General features: G+C 73.5%; 23 protein-coding genes and 1 riboswitch. Of the genes, 17 read left to right on the top strand and 6 right to left on the bottom strand.

From position 1 onward, the window contains the following. Both trpD and AB0L33_RS25900 read left to right on the top strand, forming a co-directional pair. The gene (gene trpD / locus AB0L33_RS25905) at positions 1-1,065 is read left to right on the top strand and encodes an anthranilate phosphoribosyltransferase (RefSeq protein WP_365685231.1); all 1,065 of its coding nucleotides are present in this window, start codon (positions 1-3) and stop codon (positions 1,063-1,065) included. Between the two features lie 82 nt (positions 1,066-1,147). Further along, a riboswitch (SAM riboswitch) is annotated at positions 1,148-1,265 on the top strand. Positions 1,266-1,441: 176 nt separating this feature from the next. Further along, positions 1,442-2,818 carry an aminotransferase class V-fold PLP-dependent enzyme gene (locus AB0L33_RS25900; RefSeq protein WP_365685229.1) on the top strand — a complete coding sequence of 459 codons (1,377 nt, stop codon included), beginning with the start codon at positions 1,442-1,444 and terminating at the stop codon, positions 2,816-2,818. 54 nt (positions 2,819-2,872) lie between these two features. Here the strand turns inward: AB0L33_RS25900 and AB0L33_RS25895 are convergent, their stop codons facing one another. Both AB0L33_RS25895 and AB0L33_RS25890 read right to left on the bottom strand, forming a co-directional pair. Then, positions 2,873-3,154, bottom strand: coding sequence for an Lrp/AsnC ligand binding domain-containing protein (locus AB0L33_RS25895; protein ID WP_143622607.1), 282 nt, complete (start codon positions 3,152-3,154; stop codon positions 2,873-2,875). Beyond that, positions 3,151-3,897 (bottom strand): rhomboid family intramembrane serine protease, encoded by a 747-nt coding sequence (locus AB0L33_RS25890; protein WP_365685227.1) that lies wholly within the window; start codon positions 3,895-3,897, stop codon positions 3,151-3,153. The genes AB0L33_RS25895 and AB0L33_RS25890 overlap by 4 nt, the downstream gene beginning before the upstream one ends. A gap of 159 nt (positions 3,898-4,056) precedes the next feature. On the opposite strand from AB0L33_RS25890, the gene AB0L33_RS25885 reads away from it, so the two are divergent. From AB0L33_RS25885 to AB0L33_RS25865, 5 genes are all read left to right on the top strand, one after another. Further along, positions 4,057-4,299, top strand: a complete 243-nt coding sequence (locus tag AB0L33_RS25885) for a hypothetical protein (protein WP_018104398.1) — start codon at positions 4,057-4,059, stop codon at positions 4,297-4,299. A 38-nt stretch (positions 4,300-4,337) separates the two neighbouring features. Next, complete coding sequence (locus AB0L33_RS25880; protein ID WP_365685310.1) at positions 4,338-5,699, top strand: NYN domain-containing protein; 1,362 nt, start codon at positions 4,338-4,340, stop codon at positions 5,697-5,699. A gap of 285 nt (positions 5,700-5,984) precedes the next feature. Next, positions 5,985-7,010, top strand: a complete 1,026-nt coding sequence (locus tag AB0L33_RS25875) for an NlpC/P60 family protein (protein ID WP_365685225.1) — start codon at positions 5,985-5,987, stop codon at positions 7,008-7,010. A 235-nt stretch (positions 7,011-7,245) separates the two neighbouring features. Continuing rightward, positions 7,246-8,277 carry an NlpC/P60 family protein gene (locus tag AB0L33_RS25870; protein WP_365685223.1) on the top strand — a complete coding sequence of 344 codons (1,032 nt, stop codon included), beginning with the start codon at positions 7,246-7,248 and terminating at the stop codon, positions 8,275-8,277. Between the two features lie 28 nt (positions 8,278-8,305). Continuing rightward, entirely contained in the window at positions 8,306-9,547 is a 1,242-nt protein-coding gene (locus tag AB0L33_RS25865) for a hypothetical protein (protein WP_365685221.1), read from the top strand. Here the strand turns inward: AB0L33_RS25865 and AB0L33_RS25860 are convergent. Further along, positions 9,504-10,766, bottom strand: coding sequence for a glycosyltransferase family 87 protein (locus AB0L33_RS25860; RefSeq protein ID WP_365685220.1), 1,263 nt, complete (start codon positions 10,764-10,766; stop codon positions 9,504-9,506). The two genes, AB0L33_RS25865 and AB0L33_RS25860, sit on opposite strands and share 44 nt — an antisense overlap. Before the next feature lie 108 nt (positions 10,767-10,874). Here AB0L33_RS25860 and AB0L33_RS25855 point away from each other — a divergent pair, with 108 nt between their 5' ends. After that, positions 10,875-12,017 (top strand): glycosyltransferase family 4 protein, encoded by a 1,143-nt coding sequence (locus AB0L33_RS25855; RefSeq protein ID WP_365685218.1) that lies wholly within the window; start codon positions 10,875-10,877, stop codon positions 12,015-12,017. Positions 12,018-12,074: 57 nt separating this feature from the next. Here the strand turns inward: AB0L33_RS25855 and AB0L33_RS25850 are convergent, their stop codons facing one another. Then, a complete protein-coding gene (locus AB0L33_RS25850) occupies positions 12,075-13,871 on the bottom strand; it encodes an AMP-dependent synthetase/ligase (RefSeq protein WP_365685216.1) in 1,797 nt (598 codons plus the stop codon). Between the two features lie 265 nt (positions 13,872-14,136). Here AB0L33_RS25850 and AB0L33_RS25845 point away from each other — a divergent pair, with 265 nt between their 5' ends. The 6 genes from AB0L33_RS25845 to AB0L33_RS25820 all read left to right on the top strand — a co-directional run bounded on the left by AB0L33_RS25845 (position 14,137) and on the right by AB0L33_RS25820 (position 19,235). Further along, a complete protein-coding gene (locus AB0L33_RS25845; protein ID WP_328899797.1) occupies positions 14,137-14,916 on the top strand; it encodes a metallophosphoesterase in 780 nt (259 codons plus the stop codon). A gap of 99 nt (positions 14,917-15,015) precedes the next feature. After that, positions 15,016-15,465 carry an SRPBCC family protein gene (locus AB0L33_RS25840; RefSeq protein ID WP_018104407.1) on the top strand — a complete coding sequence of 150 codons (450 nt, stop codon included), beginning with the start codon at positions 15,016-15,018 and terminating at the stop codon, positions 15,463-15,465. 4 nt (positions 15,466-15,469) lie between these two features. Beyond that, entirely contained in the window at positions 15,470-16,669 is a 1,200-nt protein-coding gene (locus AB0L33_RS25835) for an ArsA-related P-loop ATPase (protein WP_365685214.1), read from the top strand. 83 nt (positions 16,670-16,752) lie between these two features. Beyond that, the gene (locus AB0L33_RS25830) at positions 16,753-17,211 is read left to right on the top strand and encodes a DUF5304 domain-containing protein (RefSeq protein WP_365685212.1); all 459 of its coding nucleotides are present in this window, start codon (positions 16,753-16,755) and stop codon (positions 17,209-17,211) included. 74 nt (positions 17,212-17,285) lie between these two features. After that, positions 17,286-18,227: an ROK family glucokinase gene (locus AB0L33_RS25825; RefSeq protein ID WP_365685210.1), complete on the top strand. Its 942-nt coding sequence runs from the start codon at positions 17,286-17,288 to the stop codon at positions 18,225-18,227. A 249-nt stretch (positions 18,228-18,476) separates the two neighbouring features. Then, complete coding sequence (locus tag AB0L33_RS25820; RefSeq protein WP_365685208.1) at positions 18,477-19,235, top strand: endonuclease/exonuclease/phosphatase family protein; 759 nt, start codon at positions 18,477-18,479, stop codon at positions 19,233-19,235. Here the strand turns inward: AB0L33_RS25820 and AB0L33_RS25815 are convergent. Both AB0L33_RS25815 and AB0L33_RS25810 read right to left on the bottom strand, forming a co-directional pair. Further along, positions 19,232-19,903 carry a hypothetical protein gene (locus AB0L33_RS25815; RefSeq protein WP_365685206.1) on the bottom strand — a complete coding sequence of 224 codons (672 nt, stop codon included), beginning with the start codon at positions 19,901-19,903 and terminating at the stop codon, positions 19,232-19,234. The two genes, AB0L33_RS25820 and AB0L33_RS25815, sit on opposite strands and share 4 nt — an antisense overlap. After that, a complete protein-coding gene (locus AB0L33_RS25810) occupies positions 19,896-20,687 on the bottom strand; it encodes an alpha/beta fold hydrolase (protein WP_365685204.1) in 792 nt (263 codons plus the stop codon). The genes AB0L33_RS25815 and AB0L33_RS25810 overlap by 8 nt, the downstream gene beginning before the upstream one ends. Positions 20,688-20,927: 240 nt before the next feature. Between AB0L33_RS25810 and AB0L33_RS25805 the strand changes: the two genes are divergently transcribed. From AB0L33_RS25805 to AB0L33_RS25795, 3 genes are read left to right on the top strand one after another with little or no spacing between them, the layout of a single operon-like run. Then, complete coding sequence (locus AB0L33_RS25805) at positions 20,928-21,653, top strand: lysophospholipid acyltransferase family protein (RefSeq protein WP_365685309.1); 726 nt, start codon at positions 20,928-20,930, stop codon at positions 21,651-21,653. Between the two features lie 30 nt (positions 21,654-21,683). Then, the gene (locus AB0L33_RS25800; RefSeq protein ID WP_365685202.1) at positions 21,684-22,910 is read left to right on the top strand and encodes a DUF5931 domain-containing protein; all 1,227 of its coding nucleotides are present in this window, start codon (positions 21,684-21,686) and stop codon (positions 22,908-22,910) included. Next, positions 22,907-23,599 carry a response regulator transcription factor gene (locus AB0L33_RS25795; RefSeq protein WP_365685200.1) on the top strand — a complete coding sequence of 231 codons (693 nt, stop codon included), beginning with the start codon at positions 22,907-22,909 and terminating at the stop codon, positions 23,597-23,599. Before AB0L33_RS25800 ends, AB0L33_RS25795 begins: the two co-directional genes overlap by 4 nt. Positions 23,600-23,642: the final 43 nt, after the last annotated feature.

The following is a 23,642-nucleotide window of genomic DNA, read 5'->3' as shown; positions in this document are numbered from 1 at the left end:
ATGAACGTTGTGACCCCGGACGGCGGCGACAGCGTGGCGGCCTTCTCCTGGCCCAGCGTGCTGACCCCCCTGCTGCGCGGCGAGGACCTGAGCGCCGACGCCACCGCGTGGGCCATGGACCGCGTCATGAGCGGCGAGGCGACCGACGCGCAGATCGCCGGATTCGCGGTCGCCCTGCGCGCGAAGGGCGAGACGGTCACCGAGGTCACCGGCCTGGTCCGCGCGATGTACGAGCACGCCACGACCATCGAGGTCCCCGGCCGCACCGTCGACATCGTCGGCACCGGCGGCGACATGGCCAAGACCGTCAACATCTCGACCATGTCCGCCATCGTGATCGCGGGGACGGGCGCCAAGGTCGTCAAGCACGGCAGCCGCTCCGCCTCGTCGGCCAGCGGCTCCTCCGACGTGCTGGGCAAGCTCGGCGTGAACCTGGAGCTGTCCCCGCAGCGCGTCGTGGAGGTGGCCGAGGAGGCGGGCATCACCTTCTGCTTCGCGGTGAAGTTCCACCCCGCCCTGCGCCACGCGGCCAAGGCGCGCGCGGAGCTCGGCGCGCCGACCACGTTCAACATCCTGGGCCCGCTCACCAATCCGGCCCGGGTGCGCTCCCAGGCGATCGGGGTGGCCGACCTGCGCATGGCCCCCATCGTCGCGGGCGTCCTTGCCGAGCGGGGCAACTCCGCCCTGGTCTTCCGCGGCGACGACGGGCTGGACGAGCTGACCACCACCGCGACCTCGCGGGTCTGGGTGGCCCGGGACGGCGTGGTCCGCGAGGAGACCTTCGACCCGCGCGACGTGGGCGTCGAGCTGGTCCCGGTGGAGGCGCTGCGCGGCGCGGACGCCTCGTACAACGCGGACGTGGCGCGCCGGCTGCTGGCCGGGGAGACCGGTCCGGTGCGGGACGCCGTGCTGCTCAACTCGGCGGCGGCGCTGGTGGCGCTGGACCCGGGCGAGGGGTCGCTCACCGAGCAGATCCGGGCGGGTATGGAGAAGGCCGCCGAGGCGATCGACTCGGGTGCGGCCGGGCGGGCGCTGGAGAGATGGGTCGTCGCCAGCAACGCCTGAGCGCGTCGGTGTGCGGCAGGGCGCAGTCCGGATCGCGGACTGCGCCTTGCGCGTTCCCGTACGTATGGCAAGATGCTGCGCAGGTCATGAGTGACAGCGACTACGGCCCCGGCCCGCTGTCCGGCAACCCTCCGTCCGTGGCGGGGTGCCCCGGGTGAAGACCAGGCCGCAGGCAGCGAGGTCTGCGGCAAGCGCGGACCCCTCGACGTCGCGAGACGTCCACCCGTGGGGTCCTTGGTCCTCAGGGAGCCTCTTGTGAGCAAGCGAATGCGTTAGGGCCCGAGGCCCTTCTCCGCACACCCTTCTTCTCTTCCTCTCCGTGCCGCCACGTCTGCGTCGGCGCGCGGAATTCGCCTGCCTGTTACGGGAGTTCGCCATGTCTGTCTTCACCGCTGCCGCCGACCAGTCGCTTTGTGCCCCGCTGCCGGTTCTGGGCGAGGATGTCCTCGTCCCGCTGGTCACCGGTGGTGAGGTCGGCTACGCCGCGCTGGACTACGCGGCGAGCGCCCCGGCGCTGAAGCGGGTCTGGGACGACGTGGCCGCGTACGCCCCGTACTACGGCAGCGTGCACCGGGGTGCCGGATACCTCTCGCAGCTCTCCACGGACCTCTTCGAGTCGAGCCGGGCCACGGTGGCGGAGTTCCTGGGCTGCCGCCCCGAGGACCAGGTGGTCTTCACCCGGTCCACCACGGACTCGCTGAACCTGCTGGCCGCCGCGCTGCCCGCCGACTGCCAGGTCTTCGTCTTCGAGACCGAGCACCACGCCTCGCTGCTGCCCTGGCGCGACGCCCGCGTCACCTACCTGAACGCCCCGCGCACCCCCGCCCAGGCCGTCGCCACACTGGAGCGGGCCCTCGCGGACCGTGAGCCCCACGGCCCCGCGCTGGTCTGCGTCACCGGCGCCTCCAACGTGACCGGCGAGCTGTGGCCGGTACGGGAGCTGGCCGCCGCCGCGCACGCCCACGGTGCGCGGATCGTCCTGGACGCCGCCCAGCTCGCCCCGCACCACCCCGTGGACATCGCCGAGCTCGACGTGGACTGGGTCGCCTTCTCCGGGCACAAGCTGTACGCGCCCTTCGGCTCGGGCGTGCTGGCCGGCCGGGCGGACTGGCTGTGCGAGGCCGAGCCGTACCTGGCGGGCGGCGGCGCCTCCCGCACGGTGGCCCGGCGGGCGGACGGCGGCGTGGACGTCGAGTGGCACACCACGGCCGCCCGCCACGAGGCCGGCTCGCCCAACGTCATCGGCGTCTACTCCATCGCCTCCGCCTGCAAGGCGCTCACCGAGGCCGGATTCGACCGGCTGGTCGCCCGCGAGCAGCACCTCGTCCGCGAGGTCCTGGCGGGGCTGGCCGAGGTCCCCGAGGTGAAGGTGCTCTCGCTGTTCGGGGACGACGCGCCGAGGGTCGGCGTGATCTCGTTCGTGGTGGAGGGCTGGAACAGCTCCCACTTCGCCGCCGCCCTCTCCGCCGAGTACGGCATCGGGGTGCGCGACGGCCTCTTCTGCGCCCACCCGCTCGTGCGCACCCTGCTCGGCAGCGACCCGGGCGAGGCAGGGGAGTGCGGTGCGCCGGAGGCCCGGCCCGGCGAACGGTCCCTGAACGCGATCCGCGTCAGCTTCGGCGCCGGGACCCCGGACGAGCACGTCGAGCGCTTCCTGCGCGCGGTCCGGGAGCTGGTGAGCGACGGGGCCCGCTGGAAGTACCGCACCGAGGACGGCCGTTGCGTGCCGGACCGGGGCGCCGCTCAGGTCTGACGCGCCGGTGGGTCCGCCGGGTACGGGGTCCGTACCCGGCTTCGGCGTACGCCGTTACGCGTCCAGGCCGATGGAGAACGCGGCCTCCAGGTCGTGCTGCGAGTACGTACGGAAGGCGACGTGGGTGTCGGTCGCCTCGACGCCCTGGATCTTGCTGATCCGGCCGGGGATGACCTCGGCCAGGTCGTCGTGCTTGGCCACCCGGACCATGGCGATCAGGTCGTAGGTGCCGGTGACCGAGAAGACCTCGCTGACGCTGTCCAGCGCGGCGATGGCCTCGGCGATCTCGGGAATCCGGTCCACGCTGGTTTTGATGAGCACGATCGCGGTGATCACGGCTGTGTTTCTCCCTCGGTGGCCGTGGCTGGAGCCTTCACTCTAGGGCCTCCGGTGTCGCGCCTGTAGCGACCCCAGGCGTAGAGGAAGCCGGTCGCGAAGCCGACGACGTGGGCCAGGTACGCCACGCCCGGGCCGCTTCCCGCGCCCTCGGCCGCCAGCCACTGGAGCACGAACCAGAAGATCAGCACCACCCACGCGGGGAAGCGCAGCGGCAGGAACAGCAGGAACGGGAAGACGCTGGTCACCCGGGCCCGGGGGAAGAGGTAGAGGAACGCCCCCAGCACCGCCGAGATCGCCCCCGACGCGCCGACGAGCGTCTGGTCGGACGTGGCGTGCGCGGCGGCGTACGCGAGCAGCGCCAGATAGCCGCAGCCCAGGTAGAACAGCGCGAACTCGGTGTGCCCCATGCGTTCCTCGGCCATCGCGCCGAACACGTACAGGAACAGCATGTTGCCCAGCAGGTGCAGCCAGCTGCCGTGCACGAACAGCGCGGTGAAGGGGGTGAGCAGGGCGTGCGCCGAGCCGTCCCACAGCTCGCTCGGGATCACGCCCCACCGCTCGAAGTAGCCCGCCTGAGCGGCGAGCAGCGCGTCGGCCCCGCCGCGCACCGGAACGAAGCCGGAGAGCGGGCTGATCACGAAGACCGCGCAGCACAGGGCGATGAGGGCGTACGTCACCGGTGGCCCGCCCGAAGTGGCCGCGCGCAGGAGCCTGCCCGCGGCGGCCCGCCGATCGATCATGAACAGAGCATGACGCAAACGGAGCGAACGGGACAGACCGCCTCGCCGTGCCGGGGAGATGCGCCGAGGCCGTAGGGTGACGGGTGGACATCCGCAGTTCGACGGCGCACCGCGAGACCCTTGTCCGGCAGCTCTCGGCTCGACGAAAGAGGACGCACGATGACGACCGTTCCCCAGCCGACCGACACGACCCGCTGGCGCTGCACGCTCTGCGGGAACCTCACGCGCTTCGACGTGACGCGGTCCTCGAAGGTCGTGGAGTACGTGCACCTCGACCTGGCCGGTGAGTCGAGCGTCGAGGAACGCGAGGTGGTCAGTGAGACCATCGAGTCGGTCCGTTGTCGTTGGTGCAACGCGGTGGACCAGATCGAGCTCGTCGACAGGCCGGGTGCCGACTCCTGACGGGGCCGTGCGGAGACAACACAATGGGGTGACGGATGGTGGAGCAGCCCGAGGGCGGCGCCGCGTCGGCCAACGGGGCCGACGACGCCGTGGAGGCGCTCGACCGCCCGCTGCCCGAAGGGGTAAGGCGCCGGGTCGTCGCACTGGTCTCCGACGCGTTCGGCGGCCTCACGGTCGCCGAACTGCCCGCCCAGCTGAGGCAGTACGCCCGCTTCACGGCCTCCCGGCGCGCCAAGTTCGCCGGGACCGCCATGGCGGCCGCGGTGGCGAACGACGACGGGTTCCGCCGCCGCATCGGTGACCGGTTCCGGGAGGCCCAGCCCGAGCTGGCGGCTGCCCTGGAGTCCGGCGCGCCGCCCGCCGCCGCCGACCCGGTGGACGTGGCGGCGGCGGCGTACGTGCTGCGCCCGGACGGCTGGGTCAAGCTGGTCGCGGCGGCCGGCGAGGAGGTCCAGCGCGCGGACGCCGAGCGGGCCGGCGAGGAGAACCGGCGCGAAGTGGCGCGGCTGCGCGCGGAGCTGGCCGAGGCCAGGGCCCACACGAAGAGCGAGACGGAACGGCTCCGCGCCGAACTGGACGCCGCCCGCAAGGAGGCGGACTCCCTCCAGCGCAAGCTGCGCAGTGCGCTCAGCGAGGTCAAGCGCGGTGAGGCGGCGCTGCGCAAGGCCAGGGCCGAGACCGAGTCCGTACGCGCCGAGACGGCCGCCCAGGTGTCCGCCGCCGAGAGCGAGACCCGGCGGCTGAGGGCGCGGCTCGGGGAGGCTGAGGCGTCCGTCGAGGCGAGTCGCAGGGCGGCCCGGGAGGGGCGCTCCGTCGAGGACATGCGGCTGCGGCTGCTGCTGGACACGGTGCTCGAAGCGGCCGGCGGGCTGCGGCGCGAACTGGCGCTGCCGCCTTCCACGATGCGGCCGGCGGACAGCGCGGACGCGGTGGAGCCGGGCCGGATGTCGCCCAAGGACATCGCGGCCAGGGCCCTTTCGGAGACCGACCCGGCGCTGCTCGACCAGCTGCTGGCGCTGCCGCAGGCCCATCTGATCGTGGACGGCTACAACGTCACCAAGACGGGTTATCCGCAGATGCCGTTGGAGAAGCAGCGGCTGCGGCTGCTCGGCGGGCTCTCGGTCCTCGCGGCGCGCACGGGCGCGGAGATGACGTGTGTGTTCGACGGGGCGGAGCTGGCCGCTCCGGTGCTCCTCGCGCCGCCGCGCGGGGTGCGGGTGCTGTTCAGCAAGCCGGGGGTCACCGCCGACGAGCTGATCCGCCAACTGGCGCGCGCGGAGCCCCCGGGCCGGCCCGTGGTGGTGGTCTCCACCGACCGCGAGGTGGCCGACGGAGTGGCGAAGGCGGGGGCGAGGCCCGTTGCGTCCGCCTTGCTCCTGAAGCGGCTTTCGCGGGTTTAGCGCTCCTTGCGGAGAGTTCGCCCGAGATCAGGGAACGGACCGTCAAGTCGCCGCTACGCGCCGTGGGGTGTGGGTAAAGAAGTGCCGTGTGTGACGAGATTTTTCCTGCGAGGATTTGAACTGATCACAAGATGGTCACTAGGGTCGGGCCTCGAACCTTCGCGCGGTCGATCACCCATCCGGGGTGGCGGCGAAGGAACCGCCGAGTCCGTGACGTGCACGGAGCCGGGGACCTCCTCCCCCACAGATCCGGTAGGCGGCTCGAGGAAGAAGGAGCTCGCCTTCGTGGCGTCCCACCGTCGTCCCAAGCAGCCGAGCCGCACTCGTGTGACCGTGCTCACCGCGACCGCAGCCGCGGCCGTCGCCCTGTCCTCCCAGGCCGCCCACGCCGACCCCAAGCCGACCAAGAGCGAGGTCAAGGCGAAGGTCGACAAGCTCTACCACGAGGCCGGTGCCGCCACCGAGCAGTACAACGGGGCCAAGGAGAAGCAGGAGAAGCTCGAGAAGCAGATCGGCGCGATCCAGGACAAGGTGGCCCGCGGCCAGGAGGAGCTCAACCAGCTCCGGTCCGGCCTCGGTTCCCTCGCCGCCGCGCAGTACCGCTCCGGAGGCATCGACCCCTCCGTGCAGCTCTTCCTCTCCTCCGACCCGGACAGCTTCCTCGACCAGGCGTCCGCGCTCGACCAGCTGACGGCCAAGCAGACCGAGGCCCTGTCGAAGGTCCAGGAGAAGCAGCGGGCCCTCGCGCAGCAGCGCAAGGAGGCCCAGGACAAGCTGAGCGACCTCGCCTCCGTCCGCAAGACGCTCGGTGAGAAGAAGAAGCAGCAGCAGGAGAAGCTGGCCGAGGCCCGCCGCCTGCTGAACACCCTCACCGCGGCCGAGCGCGAGAAGCTGCGCCAGGACGAGGCCCGCGCGAGCCGCGACGCCGGCAGCCGCGTCGAGCTCGGCAACGAGGTCCCCGCCTCCGGCCTCGGCGCCGCCGCCCTCAACGCCGCCGCCACCCGGCTGGGCAAGCCGTACGTGCCCGCGGCCACCGGCCCCAACTCCTTCGACTGCTCGGGCCTGACCATGTGGGCCTACGCCCAGGCCGGCGTCAACATCACCCGCACCACCTATACCCAGGTCAACCAGGGGCACCGGATCGGCGTCAGCCAGCTGGCCCCCGGCGACCTGGTCTTCTTCAACGGCAACGAGCACGTGGGCCTCTACGCCGGCAACGGCCAGGTCCTGCACGCCCCGTACCCCGGCGCGTACGTCCGCTACGAGTCGATGAGCACCATCGGCAGCATCTACGCCGCAGTGCGCATCTGAACCGCGCCCGAACGGGCGAATTCGCGCGCCCCGTACTGACGCCCGCCCCGCCGGAGACCACAGGTCACCGGCGGGGCGTCACTGTGTGTGGCCCCCGCCGGTCCGGCGCGTCTTTGTCCGCTCCGTGATCGCGCGGCTACTGTCTGCCGTCTGTCGCGGCTCCCGTGCGTCGGTCCGCCCGCCCGGGCGGCAGGGGCCGCGCGTCTGCGTACAGCGGAAGGGAGCGCGGCGTCCTGTGGGGTCCCATCGCCGTTCCACACAGCCCGGTACCGGTCGGGGTGCCCGGGCCACCGTCCTGACGGCGGCCGCCGCGACCGCGGCCGCCACGCTCGGCGCCGCCCCCGCGCACGCGGAGCCGCACGACACCCCGCAGTCCGCCGGGGCGCGCGTCGACCGCCTCTACGCCGAGGCCGAGCGCGCCACCGAGCAGTACAACAGGGCCGGTGAGGACGTGGCCCGGCTGCGCGGCGAGTACAGCCGGGCCCAGGACCGGGCCGCCCGGGGCCAGGAACGCATCAACCGGATGCGCGAGGAGCTGGGCTCGGCAGCCCGGGCGGAGTACCGCGCGGGCGGCATCGACCCCTCGCTGGCCCTGCTGCTCACCTCGGACCCCGACAGCTACCTCGACCGGGCCTCCGCCGTCACCATCGCCGACGCCCACCGGGCCACCGCCCTCGCCGAACTGCGCAGGGCCCAGCGGGCGCTCGCCCAGACCCGGGCCGAGGCCGCCCGCTCACTGGCCGGCCTGGAGAGCCGCCGGGAGGCCGTCAGCCGCCACAAGCGGACCGTCGAGCGCAAGCTCGCCCGCGCCAGGCAGCTGCTGAAGTCGCTGCCGGCCTCCGAACGGGCCGCCCTGGCCCGCGCCTCCCGCGACGGCCGCGATCCGGGCGCCGGACTCCTGGCCGGGCTCCCGGTGGGTTCCGCCCGCGCCGCGGCGGCCGTCCTGGCCGCACAGCAGGCGCTCGGCCGGCCGTACGTGTGGGGCGCCAACGGGCCCTCCGGCTTCGACTGCTCCGGGCTGATGCAGTGGGCCTGGGCCCAGGCCGGGGTGAGCCTGCCCCGGACCTCGCAGGCCCAGCGGTACGCCGGGCACATGGTGCCGCTCTCCGAGGCCCGCCCCGGGGACCTCGTCGCCTACCGGGCGGACGCCAGTCACATCGCGATGTACGTGGGGAACGGCCAGGTCATCCACGCCCCGTACCCGGGCGCCCCGGTCCGCTACGACCCCGTCGGGATGATGCCCGTCTCCTCGGTCACCCGGGTCTGAGCCCGGCGACAGCCCGTACGCTCGTCATGTGGTCGAACGGGTGCGCATACGTGGCGGGCGGCGGCGGGCGGAGGGGGCCGTCCTCGCCGCGCTGCTGTGCGCCGCCGCCTGCTCCGCCCCGGCCGACCGGGCGCCCGACAGCACCTCCCGGGGCGTCCGCGCCACCCTGGACCGGCGCGCCGCCGCCGTGCTGCACCACGACCCGGCCGGCTACGCCGCCGCCGTCGACCCGGACGCCACCGCGCTGCGCACCGCCCAGCGCCGGGAGGTCGCCCGGCTGGCGGACGTGCCGCTCGGCTCCTGGGCGTACCGGCTGACCCGCCTTACCCCGCACGGGGCGGACCGGGTCACCGCCGACGTCACGCTCGGCTACCGGATCGCCGGCTACGACAGCGCCCCCGTCTCCGTCGACCGGGTCGTGGACCTGGCCCGGAACCCGGCGGACGGCCGCTGGTACGTCACCGCGGACCGGGCCGCCGACGGCAGCGCCGGGCAGCTGTGGGAGCAGGGCGACATCGAGGTGGTGCGCGGGAAGCACAGCCTGGTCATGGGCGTCGGCCGCTCACGGGACGAGCTGGCCGCCATCGCGGCGACGGCGGACGAGGCGGTGCCCGCGGTCTCCGCCGCCTGGCCGGAGCGGTGGGCGGGGCGCGTGGTCGTGCTGGTGCCGGACAGCGTGACGGAGATGGGCCGGCTGCTCGGGTCGCCCGCCTCGAACTACAAGGGCATAGCGGCCGTCACCACCGGTGAGACCGGCTCCACCGGGAAGGCCCCCGCCGACCGGGTGATCGTCAACCCGGAGGCGTACGCCCTGCTCGGCGGGTTCGGGCAGCACGTCGTCCTCACCCACGAGACCGCCCATGTGGCCACCCGCAGAAGGACCTCCTCGGCCACCCCGACCTGGCTCTCCGAGGGCTTCGCGGACTGGGCGGCCTACCGGGACCAGGACCGCACCGCCGAGGAGATCGCGCCCGAGCTGGCCGACGCGGTCCGGGCCGGTGACGTACCGGCCGGGCTGCCCGAGGACGAGGACTTCGCCTTCGCGGGGGAGGCGGACCGGCTGGCGCAGGCGTACGAGGGCGGCTGGCTGGCCTGCGAGCTGATCGCGGACCGCTGGGGCGAGGAGAAGCTGTTCGCCTTCTACCGGGCCGTCGGCGCCCACCACGGGCGCGACGGGGCGGTCGAGGACGCCCTGCACGAGGTCCTCGGCACCACCCCGCAGGACTTCACGGCGCGCTGGCGGGTGTATCTGCGCGACCGGCTGGGCTGAGCGCGGGCTCCGCCGCCTTCGCCGTCGCCCCGCCGCTCGGCACCCGTACGGTGTCGCGCCACAGCCGCACCGCCGCCAGCACGGACGCGGCGACCAGCAGTCCGTTGCGCAGGAACATCAGCGTCAGCCCCTGCGCGTCGCTCGTCACCACGTGGACGAAGCCGATCGGGAACTCCAGCTGCGTCACCCCCGTGGCCGCCACCACCAGCACGGCCGGCCACATCATCCGGCTCTCCCGCAGCACCAGGCACACCGCCGCGAGACCGACCAGCCACAGCATGTACTGCGGGCTGATCACCCGGCTCGTCGTGGTGAACAGCAGCACCGCCGTGAACGCGGCGTCCGCCGGCGTACTCACCCCGAACGTCCGCGCCCGCAGCCGCCACACCAGCAGCCAGCCGAAGGCGGCCACGCTCAGCCCCAGCGCCAGCGTGCTCACCAGCGGGACGTGCGGCCCCAGGAACTCCAGCGAGCCGTAGTGCAGCTCCACCCGGCCCTCCCAGCCGAACTGCCGCCACACGTGGAAGACCAGCGCCCCCAGCGACTCGACCTCGGTGCCCCGGTCCCGCTGGAAGCCGAGGAACGCCAGCGCGCCCGGCGCCGCCGCCACGCACACCAGCAGCAGCCCGGCCGCCACCGCGGCCGCCGTCCCCCAGGCCAGCCGGGTCGCGCGCCCCCGGGCCGTCCCGGCCAGCAGCAGCGCCGGCCACACCTTCAGCAGCGCCCCGAACGCGGCCAGCGCCCCCAGGATCCGGGGGTGCCGCAGCCCGGCCAGCAGCGCCGCCACCGCCACGGCCGTCACCATCACGTCGTACCGGGCGTACGCGGTCGTGCCGAGCAGCGGGACGCCCGCCACCCACACCCACACCCCGGCGGCCCGGCGGCCCGGACCGTCGCTCGCCCGCAGCAGCAGCCCCAGGACCAGCGCGTCGCACAGGAACGCCAGCACGAAGAAGGCCGTGGCGTAGTCCAGGAACGGCAGCAGGGCGGGGGAGAGGATCGCCAGGGCGGCCACCGGCGGGTACTGCCAGGTGACGTCGGACTCCGGGTAGGTGCCGGAGCGCAGCACCTCGGACCAGCCGTGGTAGATCACCGACACGTCGCTCGTCACGTCGAGCCCGGGCGGGGTGACCACCTTCGTCACCCAGAGCAGCAGCACCGCCCTGGTGAGCGCCCACACCGCGAAGGCCGCCGGACGCGTGCCGCTGGAACCCGTCATGACCTGCCCTCACCCGTCCTGTACGCCGTACGAAACAGCCATGATGCCCGTACGCCCTGTGCGCGGGCCATCAGGCACGGCCGCCGGGGCCCGGTACTGTCGGCGGCGATGGACAAGACCTTGATCGTGACCAACGACTTCCCGCCCCGCCCGGGAGGCATCCAGGCGTTCCTGCACAATATGGCGCTGCGGCTCGACCCCGACCGGGTCGTCGTCTACGCCTCCACCTGGAAGCGCGGGGCCGAGGGCGCGGCCGCCACCGCCGCCTTCGACGCCGAGCAGCCCTTCACCGTCGTCCGCGACCGCACGACGATGCTGCTGCCGACCCCGCGGGTGACCCGGCGCGCCACCGAGCTGCTGCGCGCGCACGGCTGCTCGTCCGTCTGGTTCGGCGCCGCCGCACCGCTCGGCCTGATGGGCCCGGCGCTGCGCGAGGCGGGCGCCCGCCGGCTCGTCGCCACCACGCACGGCCACGAAGCGGCCTGGGCCCAGCTGCCCGCGTCCCGGCAGCTGCTGCGCCGGATCGGCGAGGGCACCGACACGCTGACCTACCTCGGCGAGTACACCCGCTCCCGGATCGCCGCCGCGCTGAGCCCGGCCGCCGCCCGCCGCATGGTGCAGCTGCCCCCCGGGGTGGACGAGAAGACGTTCCGCCCCGACTCCGGCGGCGACGAGGTCCGGGCCCGGCTCGGGCTCACCGAACGGCCCGTCGTGGTCTGCGTGTCCCGGCTGGTGCCCCGCAAGGGCCAGGACACCCTGATCCTCGCGATGCCCGCGATCCTGGCCGCCCAGCCGGACGCGGTCCTGCTGATCGTGGGCGGCGGGCCCTACGAGGACGACCTGCGGCGGCTCGCCGCGCGCACCGGTGTGGCGGACTCCGTGCGGTTCACCGGGCCGGTGCCCTGGTCCGAGCTGCCCGCGCACTACGGGGCCGGCGACGTCTTCGCGATGCCCTGCCGGACCCGGCGCGGCGGCCTGGACGTGGAGGGCCTGGGCATCGTCTACCTGGAGGCGTCCGCGACCGGGCTGCCGGTGGTGGCCGGCGACTCCGGCGGCGCCCCGGACGCGGTGCTGGACGGCGAGACCGGCTGGGTGGTGCGCGGCGGCGAGCCCGGCGAGGCGGCGGAGCGGATCACCGTGCTGCTGGGCGACGCGGAGCTGCGGCGGCGCATGGGCGAGCGGGGCCGGGCCTGGGTCGAGGAGAAGTGGCGCTGGGACCTGCTCGCGGAGCGGCTGCGCGCACTGCTCTGACACGACGACGAGGGGGCCCGCACCACATCGGCGCGGGCCCCCTCGTCCTCGTACGTCTCACGAGCGGTAGATCGACTCCACCTCGTCCGCGAAGTCCTTCGCCACCACGTTCCGCTTCAGCTTCAGCGACGGCGTGATGTGGCCCGCCTCCTCGGTGAACTGGGCGCCCAGGATGCGGAACTTGCGTACGGACTCGGCCTTGGAGACCGCCGCGTTGCCGTCGTCCACCGCGCGCTGCACCTCGGCGATCAGCTCCGGGTCCTCGCGCAGCGACAGCGCGGTCGAACCGGCCGGCTTGCCGTGCTCCTCGGCCCAGCGGCCCAGGAACTCCTCGTCCAGCGTCACCAGCGCGCCCACGAAGGGCCGCCCGTCGCCGACCACCATGCACTCCGCCACCAGGGCGTGGCCGCGGATGCGGTCCTCGATGACGGCGGGCGCGACGTTCTTGCCGCCGGCCGTGACGATGATCTCCTTCTTGCGGCCGGTGATCGCGAGGTAGCCGTCCTCGTCCAGCGTGCCGATGTCCCCGGTGTGGAACCAGCCGTCCGCCAGCGCCTCGGCCGTCGCCGCCTCGTTGTTCCAGTAGCCGGAGAACAGGTGCTCGCCGTGGAGCAGCACCTCGCCGTCGTCCGCGATGCGCACCACGGAGCCGGGGAGCGGCTGGCCGACCGTGCCGATCTTCTGCCGGTCCCAGGGGTTGAAGGCGGTGGCCGCGCAGGACTCGGTCAGGCCGTAGCCCTCCAGGACGGTGAAGCCGATGCCCCGGTAGAAGTGGCCGAGGCGCTCGCCGAGCGGGGCGCCGCCGGAGATCGCGTGCTCGCCGCGCCCGCCGAGCACCGCGCGCAGCTTGCCGTAGACCAGGCGGTCGAAGACCTTGTGCCGGAACTTCAGGCCCAGCGAGGGGCCCTGCGGGGTGCCCAGCGCGCGGCTGTAGGCGATCGCCGTGTCGGCGGCCCGGTCGAAGATCTTGCCCTTGCCGTCGGCCTGCGCCTTGGCGCGCGCCGCGTTGTAGACCTTCTCGAAGACGCGCGGCACGCCGAGGATCAGCGTCGGCCGGAACGCGGCCAGCTCGTCGGTGAGGTTCTTGATGTCCGGGACGCAGCCGAGCTTGATCGGCGCCATCACCGAGGCCACCTCGACCAGCCGTCCGAAGACGTGGGCGGCGGGCAGGAAGAGCAGGACCGAGCACTCGCCGGTGCGGAACAGGGGCTTCAGGCGCTCCACCACGTTCCCGCACTCCGCGAAGAAGCTGCGGTGCGTCAGGACGCAGCCCTTGGGGCGGCCCGTTGTGCCCGAGGTGTAGACGATGGTGGCCGGGTCGTCCGCCCGCGCCGCCGCGCTGCGCAGGTCCACGGTCTCCTCGGAGACCCCTTCCCCCTCGGTCCGCAGCGTGTCGACGGCGCCCTTCTCGATCTGCCAGACGTGCCGCAGCCCGGGGAGCCGGTCGCGCACGGAGGCGACCGCGGCGGCGTGGACGTCGCTCTCGACCAGCACCGCGACGGCCCCTGAGTCACCGAGGATCCACTGCACCTGCTCGGGCGAGCTGGTCTCGTACACCGGCACGGTGACCGCGCCCGCGCTCCAGATCGCGAAGTCCAGCAGCACCCACTCGTAGCGGGTGCGCGACATCAGGGCGACCCGGTCGCCGGGCTCGACGCCCGCCGCGATCAGGCCCTTCGCGGCCGACCGGACCTCGGCCAGGAACTGCGTGGCGGTGACGTCCGTCCAGACGCCCGCCACCTTGCGGCTCATCACCGCGACGTCGGGATGCTGAGCGGCATTGCGGCGGATGAGATCCGTCAGGTTGCCGTCCGAGGGGACCTCGTACAGGGCCGGAAGGCTGAACTCGCGCAAGACTGCTGCTCCTCATCGGGCTCCGGTGCCACGGCTCTGTGTGACGCACCGGCGCGGTCCAAGATGGCGGGTGCTCAGTGGGGTGAGCACGACTGGACTGCCCGGACGTTACCCACCAGTACTCGGTTCCGGATAGGGGGTTCCGGCCAGATGTCTTATGCGTCACACATATCGGGACGTCCTTTCGCGCACAGTAGTCCACCCGTACACACACCAGGAAGTAACCGCAGGTCCGGGGCCTTGGCGCAGGCTCTAGGCTGTTTTCATGCGAGCAGGAGCGAACACCCGCGTCCATGTGGTCAGCGACGTGCACGGCAACACCGAGGCGCTGGCCCGCGCCGGGGACGGCGCCGACGCCCTGATCTGCCTCGGTGACCTGGTCCTCTTCCTCGACTACGCCGACCACTCGCGCGGCATCTTCCCCGACCTCTTCGGCGTCGAGAACGCCGACCGGATCGTCGCCCTGCGCACCGCCCGCCGCTTCGAGGAGGCCCGCGCCTTCGGCCGGGGGCTGTGGCAGGGCATGGACCGCAACGCCGCGATCACCGAAGCGGTCCGCAGGCAGTACGCCGAGATGTTCGCCGCGCTGCCCACCCCGACGTACGCCACCTACGGCAACGTCGACATCCCCGCCCTGTGGCCCGAGTACGCCGCCCCCGGCACCACCGTCCTGGACGGCGAGCGCGTCGAGATCGGCGGCCGCGTCTTCGGCTTCGTCGGCGGCGGCCTGCGCACGCCGATGCGCACCCCGTACGAGATCGACGACGAGGAGTACGCCGCCAAGATCGAGGCGGTCGGCGAGGTCGACGTGCTCTGCACCCACATCCCGCCCGAGGTGCCCGAGCTGGTCTACGACACCGTGGCCCGCCGCTTCGAGCGCGGCAGCCGGGCGCTCCTCGACGCCATCCGCCGCACCCGTCCCCGCTACTCCCTCTTCGGCCACGTCCACCAGCCGCTGGCCCGCCGGATGCGGATCGGCGCCACCGAATGCGTGAACGTCGGCCACTTCGCCTCCACCGGCCGGCCCTGGGCGCTGGAGTGGTGAACCGCCCCACCCTGGGACGGGCCGCCGGGCGCACGCGATAGCCTTCTGGCGGCAGGCTCCTGCCGACGTACCGGTACACCGCACTGGAGGGCCACAGCGATGGCTGAACACACCAGCTCGAGCATCACGATCGAGGCGGCGCCGGCCGACGTCATGGGTGTGATCGCCGACTTCGAGCGCTACCCGGAGTGGACCGGAGAGGTCAAGGAGGCCGAGGTCCTCGGCACCGACGAGCACGGCCGCGCCGAGAAGGTCCGACTCGTCCTGGACGCCGGCGCGATCAAGGACGACCACACCCTCGCCTACACCTGGATCGGCGACTACGAGGTCAGCTGGACCCTGGTCAAGTCCCAGATGCTGCGCGCCATCGACGGCTCCTACGCGCTCGCGCCGCTCGGCGACGGCGACCGCACCGAGGTCACCTACCGGCTCACCGTCGACGTGAAGATCCCCATGCTCGGCATGATCAAGCGCAAGGCGGAGAAGGTCATCATCGACCGCGCCCTCGCCGGCCTGAAGAAGCGCGTCGAGTCCGTCCCGAAGGGCTGAGCACGTGCGTACGGTCCTGGTCACCGGACCCGGCGGAGCCGGCCGTACCACCGTCGCGGCGGCCACCGCGCTCGCCGCGGCCCGCGACGGCGCCCGCACCCTGCTGATCTCCGCCGACCCGATACCCGGCTTCCCCGACGCCGCCGCCCCCACCCCGGTCACCGAGCGGCTGCGGTCCGTCCGGACCGACTCCGCCGCCCACTTCCGCGACGAACTCCTCGCCCTCCAGGAGCAGTTGTCGTCCGTCCTCGAACTGCTCGGCGGCAACCCGCTGGACGGCGAGGAGCTGACCGAACTCCCCGGCAGCGGCGCACTCGCCCTGCTCCACGCCCTGCGCCGCGCCACCCACGGCGACTGGTCCGACGAGGGGTACGACCTCCTCGTCGTGGACCTCCCGCCCCTGCGCGACGCGCTCCGCCTGCTCGCCCTGCCCGAACAGCTCCGCCGCTACCTGCGCCGGCTGCTGCCCCAGGAGCGCCAGGCCGCCCGCGCCCTGCGCCCGATGCTCGCCCAGCTGGCCGGTGTGCCCATGCCCGCCCAGTGGCTGTACGAGGCCGCCGCCCGGCGCGACGCCGAACTGGCCCAGGTCCAGGCACTGATCGAGGACCGGGCCACCACCCTCCGGCTCGTCGCCGAGCCGGGCCCGGCCGCCGACGAGGCCCTGAGCGCCGCCCGCACCGGCCTCGCCCTGCACGGGCTGCGCGCCGAGGCGCCGGTCGCCAACCGGATGCTGCCCGGCCACTCCCCGGACCCCTTCTTCGCCGCGCTCGCCGCCCAGCAGGAGAAGTCCCTCGGCCACTGGGCGGACGCGGGGGCCGCCCCGGTCCGGATCGCCCACCTCGGCCGCGACCCGCAGGGTCCGGACGACCTCCTGGCCCTGGCCGGTGACAACGGTGAACTCGCCGTCCCCGGCACCGGCGAGGAGGGCGGCCGGGCCCCGGACCCCTGGTGGACCGAGGAAGCGGGCGGGCCGGACGGCGACGGGATACTCGTCTGGTGCCTGCGGCTCCCCGGCGCCGTCAAGAAGGACCTCCAGCTCGTCCGGCGCGGCGGCGAACTCCTCCTGACCGTCGGCCCGTTCCACCGCATCGTCCCCCTGGAACCCGCGCTGCGCCGCTGCACCGTCTCCGGCGCGGCCCTCACCGACGGCGTGCTCCGGGTCCGCTTCACGCCCGATCCCGCGCTCTGGCCCCGGACGGGCTGAACGGCGTACCACCGTTCGGGTACCGTCGAAGGTACGTGTCCGGTATGCCGGGCCGCCGGCCACGAAGCCCCCTGGAGTCCGCCATGAGCGAAGCCACCGATCGCCCCGCCGACGACGACGCCTGGGCCGACGCGTGCGCCGAGGACCTCGCCGCCGAGCAGGCCCGCCGCCGCGCCGCCTACGGCCCGCCGCCCGGCTCCGCCGCCGAGGAGCTGCGCAAGCTGATGGACGCGGTGTCCGACAAGCTCGGCTCGTTCCAGGCGCCGCTCCTCGGACTGGCCGCGCAGGGTGCCGTGCAGCAGGTCATCCAGCAGGCCAAGGCGGTCGTGGAGCCCGTGATCGAGCGCAATCCAGACGTTTTCGATCACATCGCGGCGGCCGGTAACGAACTGCTCGCCGCCTACCGCTCGGCGGTCCAGGGCCAGGAAGGCCGCTGGACCCGGGGGGCGGGGGACCCCGCGGGCACCGAAAAGAAGGCGGAAGGCCCCGGAGGCCCCCGGGACGAGGGGCCCGGCGCCGGCGAACACATCGACCTGGACTGACCGGCGCCGGACAGGACGGGGCCCGGCCTCGGGTACGGTTGCCTCAGCGGGGCTCGACCGGAACTGAGGGATTCATGGGACTCACCATCGGCGTCGATATCGGCGGCACGAAGATCGCAGCTGGAGTGGTCGACGAAGAGGGCCACATCCTCTCGACCTTCAAGGTGCCGACCCCGCCGACGGCCGAAGCCATCGTGGACGCCATCGCGGCGGCGGTCTCCGGCGCGAGCGCCGGGCACCAGGTCGACGCCGTCGGCATCGGCGCGGCCGGATACGTGGACGACAAGCGGGCCACCGTGCTGTTCGCGCCCAACATCAACTGGCGCCACGAACCGCTCAAGGACAAGGTCGAGCAGCGCGTCGGCCTCCCCGTCGTCGTGGAGAACGACGCCAACGCCGCCGCCTGGGGCGAATACCGCTTCGGCGCCGGCCAGGGCCACGACGACGTCATCTGCATCACGCTGGGCACCGGCCTCGGCGGCGGCATCATCATCGGCAACAAGCTGCGCCGCGGACGCTTCGGCGTGGCCGCCGAGTTCGGCCACATCCGGGTCGTCCCGGACGGCCTGCTCTGCGGCTGCGGCAGCCAGGGCTGCTGGGAGCAGTACGCCTCCGGCCGCGCCCTGGTGCGGTACGCGAAGCAGCGCGCCAACGCCACCCCGGAGAACGCCACGATCCTGCTGGCGCTCGGCGACGGCACCGTGGACGGCATCGAGGGCAAGCACATCAGCGAGGCGGCCCGCCAGGGCTGCCCGGTGGCCATCGACTCGTTCCGCGAGCTGGCCCGCTGGGCCGGCGCCGGACTCGCGGACCTGGCCTCGCTGTTCGACCCGTCGGCCTTCATCGTCGGCGGCGGCGTCTCGGACGAGGGCGAGCTCGTCCTCGACCCGATCCGCAAGTCGTTCCGGCGCTGGCTGATCGGCGGCGAATGGCGCCCGCACGCGCAGGTCCTCGCCGCCCAACTCGGCGGCAAGGCGGGGCTCGTGGGCGCAGCGGACCTGGCCCGCCAGGGCTGAGCCCAGCCGCACGTCCAAAACGCCGGACGCCCGTCGCGCCCCGGGAGTGTCCGCGAAGTGGCGTCGTCCGCCCGAAGGGCGGGGCCTGCGGCGTCTGGTGCGTGCTCTCGCAAGGCGCCGGGGTGCCCTCGTAGCGGAGCTACTTGGGCACCCCGGCAACGCCGCGAGAGTGCGTGCCAGGCGTCGTGGGCCAGACGACACTTCGCGGACACGACCTGGAGCGGCGGGCGTCCGCCGTATCGTGAGGGCATGGCCACGATGTCGCTGCCCGATTCGCGCACCGAGCCGGACGGTTCGGCCGTCATCCGCGTGCTCAGCTACAACATCCGCTCGATGCGCGACGACCGCGCGGCCCTCGCCCGCGTCATCCGCGCCTGCGCCCCCGACCTGGTCCTCGTCCAGGAGGCGCCGCGCTTCTTCCGCTGGCGCAAGTACGCCGCCCGGCTCGCCGCCGCCACCGACCTGGTGATCCTCGGCGGGGGCGCCACCGCCGCCGGGCCGCTGCTGCTGTGCTCGCTGCGCGCCACGGTCGAGCGCACCGAGGACATCCTGCTGCCGCGCACCCCGGGCCTGCACCGCCGGGGTTTCGCCACCGCCGTGGTCCGGTTCGCGGGCGCCCGGGTCGGGGTGGTCAGCTGCCACCTCAGCCTCCAGCGGCAGGAGCGGCTGGCCCAGGCGGAGCGGCTGACGGAGACCGTGGACGCGCTGGGCGCGGAGCACGCCGTCGTCGCCGGTGACCTCAACGACGTACCGAGCGGGCGGGCCTTCCGGCGGCTGGCCGGGCGCTACCAGGACTGCTGGGAGACCGAGCCGCAGGGCGGCGAGTACACCTTCCCCGCGCACGAGCCGCGCCGCCGGATCGACGCCGTCTTCGCCACCGGCGGCATCGAGGTCCTCGGCTGCGGGGTCCCGGACGGGCTGCCCGGAGTGCGCGAGGCCGACCTGCGGGCGGCGACCGACCACCGCCCGGTACTGGCCGCACTCAGGGTCCCGGCGGACAGGTCCTAGACCACCGCGCCCCGCCCCGGGTCGTCGTCACCGTCGTCGTCGGAGTCCATCCGCGCCACCAGCGTCACGAAACCGCCCAGGAAGCCGCCGACGCAGACCGTCGTCAGCCACCAGGTCATCTCCCAGGACAGCAGCACCGCGAGCAGCATCAGCACCGGCCCGCCGACCACCGCGAGCCAGGCGAACTTCGCCGTGACGTCGGCCTCCGGCAGCGGCGGCGGCTCCGGCGGCACGAAGTGCCCCTCGTCGTCGTCCCCGGTGCCCGCGCCGGGCGCGTCGGGGTCGGCCGGCTCGTAGTCGCGAGGGCCCACGCCCGGCGCGAAGACCACCGAGCCGCCGAGCGGCCGGTCCTCCTCCGGCTTCGGCTTCGGCGGCCGCTTGCCGAGCCCCTTGTCCGCGGCCGGGGCGGTCAGCGGGCCGTCGTCCGGCATCGCCAGGTCCTCGACCGACCGGAAGGGCCGCGCGCCCGGCGGGTCCGGCGGCTCCTCCCCGTACCCCTCCACGATGGCCCGCCAGACGGCGTCCTCGTCCAGCGGTCCGTCCCCCGCACCGGCCGGTGCGTCGGGTGCCGCGCCCTTGCCGTCGTCGTCGGCGACGGCCGCCCCCTCCACGGGGAACGGCTCGCGCTCCTCCTCGCTGCCCGCGCGCTCCGCGTCGTGCTCAGCCACCGGACGTGCTCCCCTTCTTCCCGCCCTGATCCTTCTCGCTCGGAGCGAGGCGGCCGATGAACGCATGGCTCTCGTCGAAGATCCGCTTCGCATCATGGTCCAACGTCGCCACGTGGTAGCTCTGTTCCAGCAGGACCTCGCGGACATCCGTCGAGGAGACGCGGCTCAGGATGCGGGCCGAGTCCGCGGGCGGGACGACGTGGTCCCGCGGGCTGTGCAGCAGCAGGAGCGGCTGGGTGACCTGCGGCAGGTCGCCGTCGACCAGCCGGAAGAACCTGCGCACCGAATGCGCCGCGTGCAGCGGCACCCGGTCGTAGCCCACCTCCGCGACGCCCTCCAGGGCGATGTCGCTGACCAGGCCCTTAGTCGTCGGAACCAGATGGCGGACCACCGGCAGCGCGTGCGCCGCGAGGCCGTGCACCTTGTTGGCCGGATTGACGAGCACCAGACCGCTGACCGCGTCCCCGTGCTTCGCGGCCAGCCGCAGGGCCAGCGCGCCGCCCATCGAGAGCCCGAAGACGAACACCCGCTCGCAGCGCTCCAGCAGCCCGCGGAGCTCCCGGTCCACCTCCGCGTACCAGTCCTGCCAGCCGGTCACCTGCATGTCCTGCCAGCGCGTGCCGTGCCCGGGGAGCAGCGGCAGCGAGACCGTGAGGCCGCGCTCGGCCAGATACTCGGCCCAGGGGCGCAGCGACTGGGGGGAACCGGTGAATCCGTGACAGAGGAGGACGCCGACCTCTCCGCCCTCGTGGCGGAACGGCTCGGCTCCGGGAAGGACCGGCACCGGGGTCTCCTGTTCATGAGGCTCGCGGGGGAGCGAGCGGGGGGAGCGGAAGGGGAGTTCGGAAGGATGTACGGGGTACGCGAGGATTACTTCACCGTACGCGACCGGGCCGACACCGACCAGGGCCGTCGCGCCCCGGTCCGCGGACACCCGACCGCGCTTGGCGGGAGGATGGGGGACACGGCGGGTTAAGGTCTGTCGGACAGCACACAGGAGGCATCCGAGTTGATCTACGGCGCTATGAAGTTCTCCATCGGCGGGTCGCTGAAGCTCGCCTTCAGGCCGTGGGTGGAGGGCCTGGAGAACATTCCCGCGCGCGGGCCCGCGATCCTCGCCAGCAACCACCTGTCGTTCTCCGACTCCTTCTTCCTGCCGGCCGTCCTGGACCGCAAGGTGACCTTCATCGCGAAGGCCGAGTACTTCACCGCGCCGGGGGTGAAGGGCAAGCTCACCGCCGCGTTCTTCAAGGGCGTCGGCCAGCTCCCCGTCGACCGCTCCGGCGCGCGCGGCGCCGGTGAGGCGGCGATCCGCGCGGGCATCCAGGTCGTGGAGAGCGGCGGCCTCTTCGGCATCTACCCCGAGGGCACCCGGTCGCCCGACGGCCGGCTCTACCGGGGCAAGCCCGGCGGCCTCGCCCGCGTCGCGCTCGCCACCGGGGCGCCGGTCATCCCCGTCGCGATGATCGACACGGAGAAGATCCAGCCGCCCGGCCAGATCATCCCCAAGCTGATGCGGCCCGGCATCCGGATCGGCAAGCCGCTCGACTTCAGCCGCTACCACGGCATGGACGGCGACCGCTTCATCCTGCGCTCGGTCACCGACGAGGTGATGTACGAGATCATGAAGCTCTCGGGCCAGGAGTACGTCGACATCTACGCGACCGCCGCCAAGCGGCAGATCGCCGACGAGGCCAAGCGCCGGGCCGAGGCCGCGAAGAAGACGGACGGCGACGGCGACAGCACCTGAGCGGTCCGCCGGGGGACGGGGGAGAAGAGCATGGTCAAACGCGTACGCGTGGTCCGGATGTCGGTGGAGCAGCCGCTGTGGCGTGCCCTGACGGCGTACCGCGTGCTGACGATGCTCTACGCGGTCCTGCTCGCCGCCTTCGCCCGGCACGACTACGAACGGCCCTGGATAGCGATCGCCTTCCTGTCGCTGATGGCGGTCTGGACGCTCGCCACCCTGCCGAAGGTGTCCGGCGCGGCCGCCTGCACCCGGCGCTTCCTGGGCGCGGACCTGGGCATCGCCCTCATCGGGATCGTGGTCACCCCGCTCGCCGACTTCCAGGCGCAGCACGTCGACGGGCCGACGCTGCCGTCCATCTGGACCGCCGGTTCCGTCCTGGCCTTCGCGATCAAGGGCGGCTGGCGCTGGGCGGGCTTCGCCTCCAGCCTGGTCGCCGTCGCCAACCTCATCGAGCGCGGCGAGCCCAGCCGCGACACCCTGCACAACGTGATGCTGGTCTGGGTGGCCTCCATCGCCATCGGTTACGTGGTGGAGGTCGCCCGGGCCAGTGAGCGCACCCTCGCCCGCGCCCTGGAGATCGAGGCCGCCACCCGCGAACGCGAGCGGCTCGCCCGGGACATCCACGACGGCGTGCTCCAGGTCCTCGCGATGGTCCAGCGGCGCGGCGCCGCGATCGGCGGCGAGGCGGCGGAACTCGGCCGGATGGCCGGGGAGCAGGAGGTCGCCCTGCGCACCCTGGTCTCCAGTGGCCTCGTGCCGCCGACCCGGCTCTCCGAGGACGCCTCCGAGGGCGCCGTCGTCCGGACCGTCGAGACGGACGAGGACGAGCAGGACGACGGCGGCGAGACCGATCTGCGCGCCCTGCTCGCCCCGCACGCGGGCTCCCGGACCAGCTTCGCGGAGCCCGGCGCCCCGGTGCTGCTGCCGTCCGCCGCGGCGACGGAGCTGGCGGCCGCGGTCGGCGCCGCCCTGGACAATGTCCGGGTGCACGCGGGCGAGGGCGCCCAGGCGTGGATCCTGCTGGAGGACTGGCCGGACGAGGTCGTCGTCACGGTCCGGGACGACGGACCCGGCATCCCCGAGGGACGGCTCGCGCAGGCCGAGGGGGAGGGGCGGCTCGGGGTCGCCCTGTCGATCCGCGGCCGACTGCGCGACCTGGGCGGTACGGCAGAGTTGATCTCGGTGCCAGGACAGGGCACCGAGGTCGAGTTGAAGGTTCCCAAGGTTTCACGGGGGAAGGCGGGATCGGTCCGATGAGCACGACACACGAAGAGGGCACCGGGCAGCCGGCGATCAGGGTGATGGTGGTGGACGACCACCCGATGTGGCGCGACGCCGTGGCCCGCGACCTCACCGAGGCGGGTTTCGACGTGGTCGCCACCGCGGGCGACGGGCCCCAGGCCGTACGCCGGGCAGGCGCCGTCACCCCGGACGTCCTGGTCCTCGACCTCAATCTGCCCGGCATGCCCGGGGTGCAGGTCTGCAAGGAACTCGTCGGCAGCCAGCCCGGCCTGCGGGTCCTGGTGCTCTCCGCCAGCGGCGAGCACGCCGACGTCCTGGAGGCGGTCAAGTCCGGGGCCACCGGCTACCTGATGAAGTCGGCGAGCACCCAGGAGCTGACCGAGGCCGTCCGCCGCACCGCCGCCGGCGACGCCGTCTTCACCCCGGGCCTGGCCGGCCTGGTCCTCGGCGAGTACCGCAGGCTGGCCTCGGAGCCCGCACCGGCCGCGTCCGACGAGCCCAGGGCCCCGCAGCTCACCGACCGGGAGACCGAGGTGCTGCGGCTGGTGGCCAAGGGGCTCTCGTACAAGCAGATCGCGGAACGGCTCGTCATCTCGCACCGGACCGTGCAGAACCACGTGCAGAACACCCTGGGCAAGCTCCAGCTGCACAACCGGGTCGAGCTGGTGCGGTACGCCATAGAGCGCGGCCTGGACGACGCCTGAGCGGCGGGGCGGGGCGCCCGGTCGTATATTCGCGGTGACCGGC

It is taken from the genome of Streptomyces sp. NPDC052299 (assembly GCF_040679335.1).
Lineage (GTDB): Bacteria > Actinomycetota > Actinomycetes > Streptomycetales > Streptomycetaceae > Streptomyces.
Note: the sequence above shows the minus strand (reverse complement) of the source record. Positions and strands in the feature narration are given on the sequence as shown.

Excerpts from the sequence above, each read along its gene's own strand:
- AB0L33_RS25805 (WP_365685309.1), top strand. The coding sequence starts at position 20,928 with ATGAAGTTCTCCATCGGCGGGTCGCTGAAGCTCGCCTTCAGGCCGTGG.
- trpD (WP_365685231.1), top strand. The coding sequence starts at position 1 with ATGAACGTTGTGACCCCGGACGGCGGCGACAGCGTGGCGGCCTTCTCC.
- AB0L33_RS25860 (WP_365685220.1), bottom strand. The coding sequence starts at position 10,766 with ATGACGGGTTCCAGCGGCACGCGTCCGGCGGCCTTCGCGGTGTGGGCG.
- AB0L33_RS25820 (WP_365685208.1), top strand. The coding sequence starts at position 18,477 with ATGGCCACGATGTCGCTGCCCGATTCGCGCACCGAGCCGGACGGTTCG.
- AB0L33_RS25900 (WP_365685229.1), top strand. The coding sequence starts at position 1,442 with ATGTCTGTCTTCACCGCTGCCGCCGACCAGTCGCTTTGTGCCCCGCTG.
- AB0L33_RS25890 (WP_365685227.1), bottom strand. The coding sequence starts at position 3,897 with ATGATCGATCGGCGGGCCGCCGCGGGCAGGCTCCTGCGCGCGGCCACT.
- AB0L33_RS25825 (WP_365685210.1), top strand. The coding sequence starts at position 17,286 with ATGGGACTCACCATCGGCGTCGATATCGGCGGCACGAAGATCGCAGCT.
- AB0L33_RS25855 (WP_365685218.1), top strand. The coding sequence starts at position 10,875 with ATGGACAAGACCTTGATCGTGACCAACGACTTCCCGCCCCGCCCGGGA.
- AB0L33_RS25830 (WP_365685212.1), top strand. The coding sequence starts at position 16,753 with ATGAGCGAAGCCACCGATCGCCCCGCCGACGACGACGCCTGGGCCGAC.
- AB0L33_RS25885 (WP_018104398.1), top strand. The coding sequence starts at position 4,057 with ATGACGACCGTTCCCCAGCCGACCGACACGACCCGCTGGCGCTGCACG.
- AB0L33_RS25840 (WP_018104407.1), top strand. The coding sequence starts at position 15,016 with ATGGCTGAACACACCAGCTCGAGCATCACGATCGAGGCGGCGCCGGCC.
- AB0L33_RS25795 (WP_365685200.1), top strand. The coding sequence starts at position 22,907 with ATGAGCACGACACACGAAGAGGGCACCGGGCAGCCGGCGATCAGGGTG.
- AB0L33_RS25800 (WP_365685202.1), top strand. The coding sequence starts at position 21,684 with ATGGTCAAACGCGTACGCGTGGTCCGGATGTCGGTGGAGCAGCCGCTG.
- AB0L33_RS25845 (WP_328899797.1), top strand. The coding sequence starts at position 14,137 with ATGCGAGCAGGAGCGAACACCCGCGTCCATGTGGTCAGCGACGTGCAC.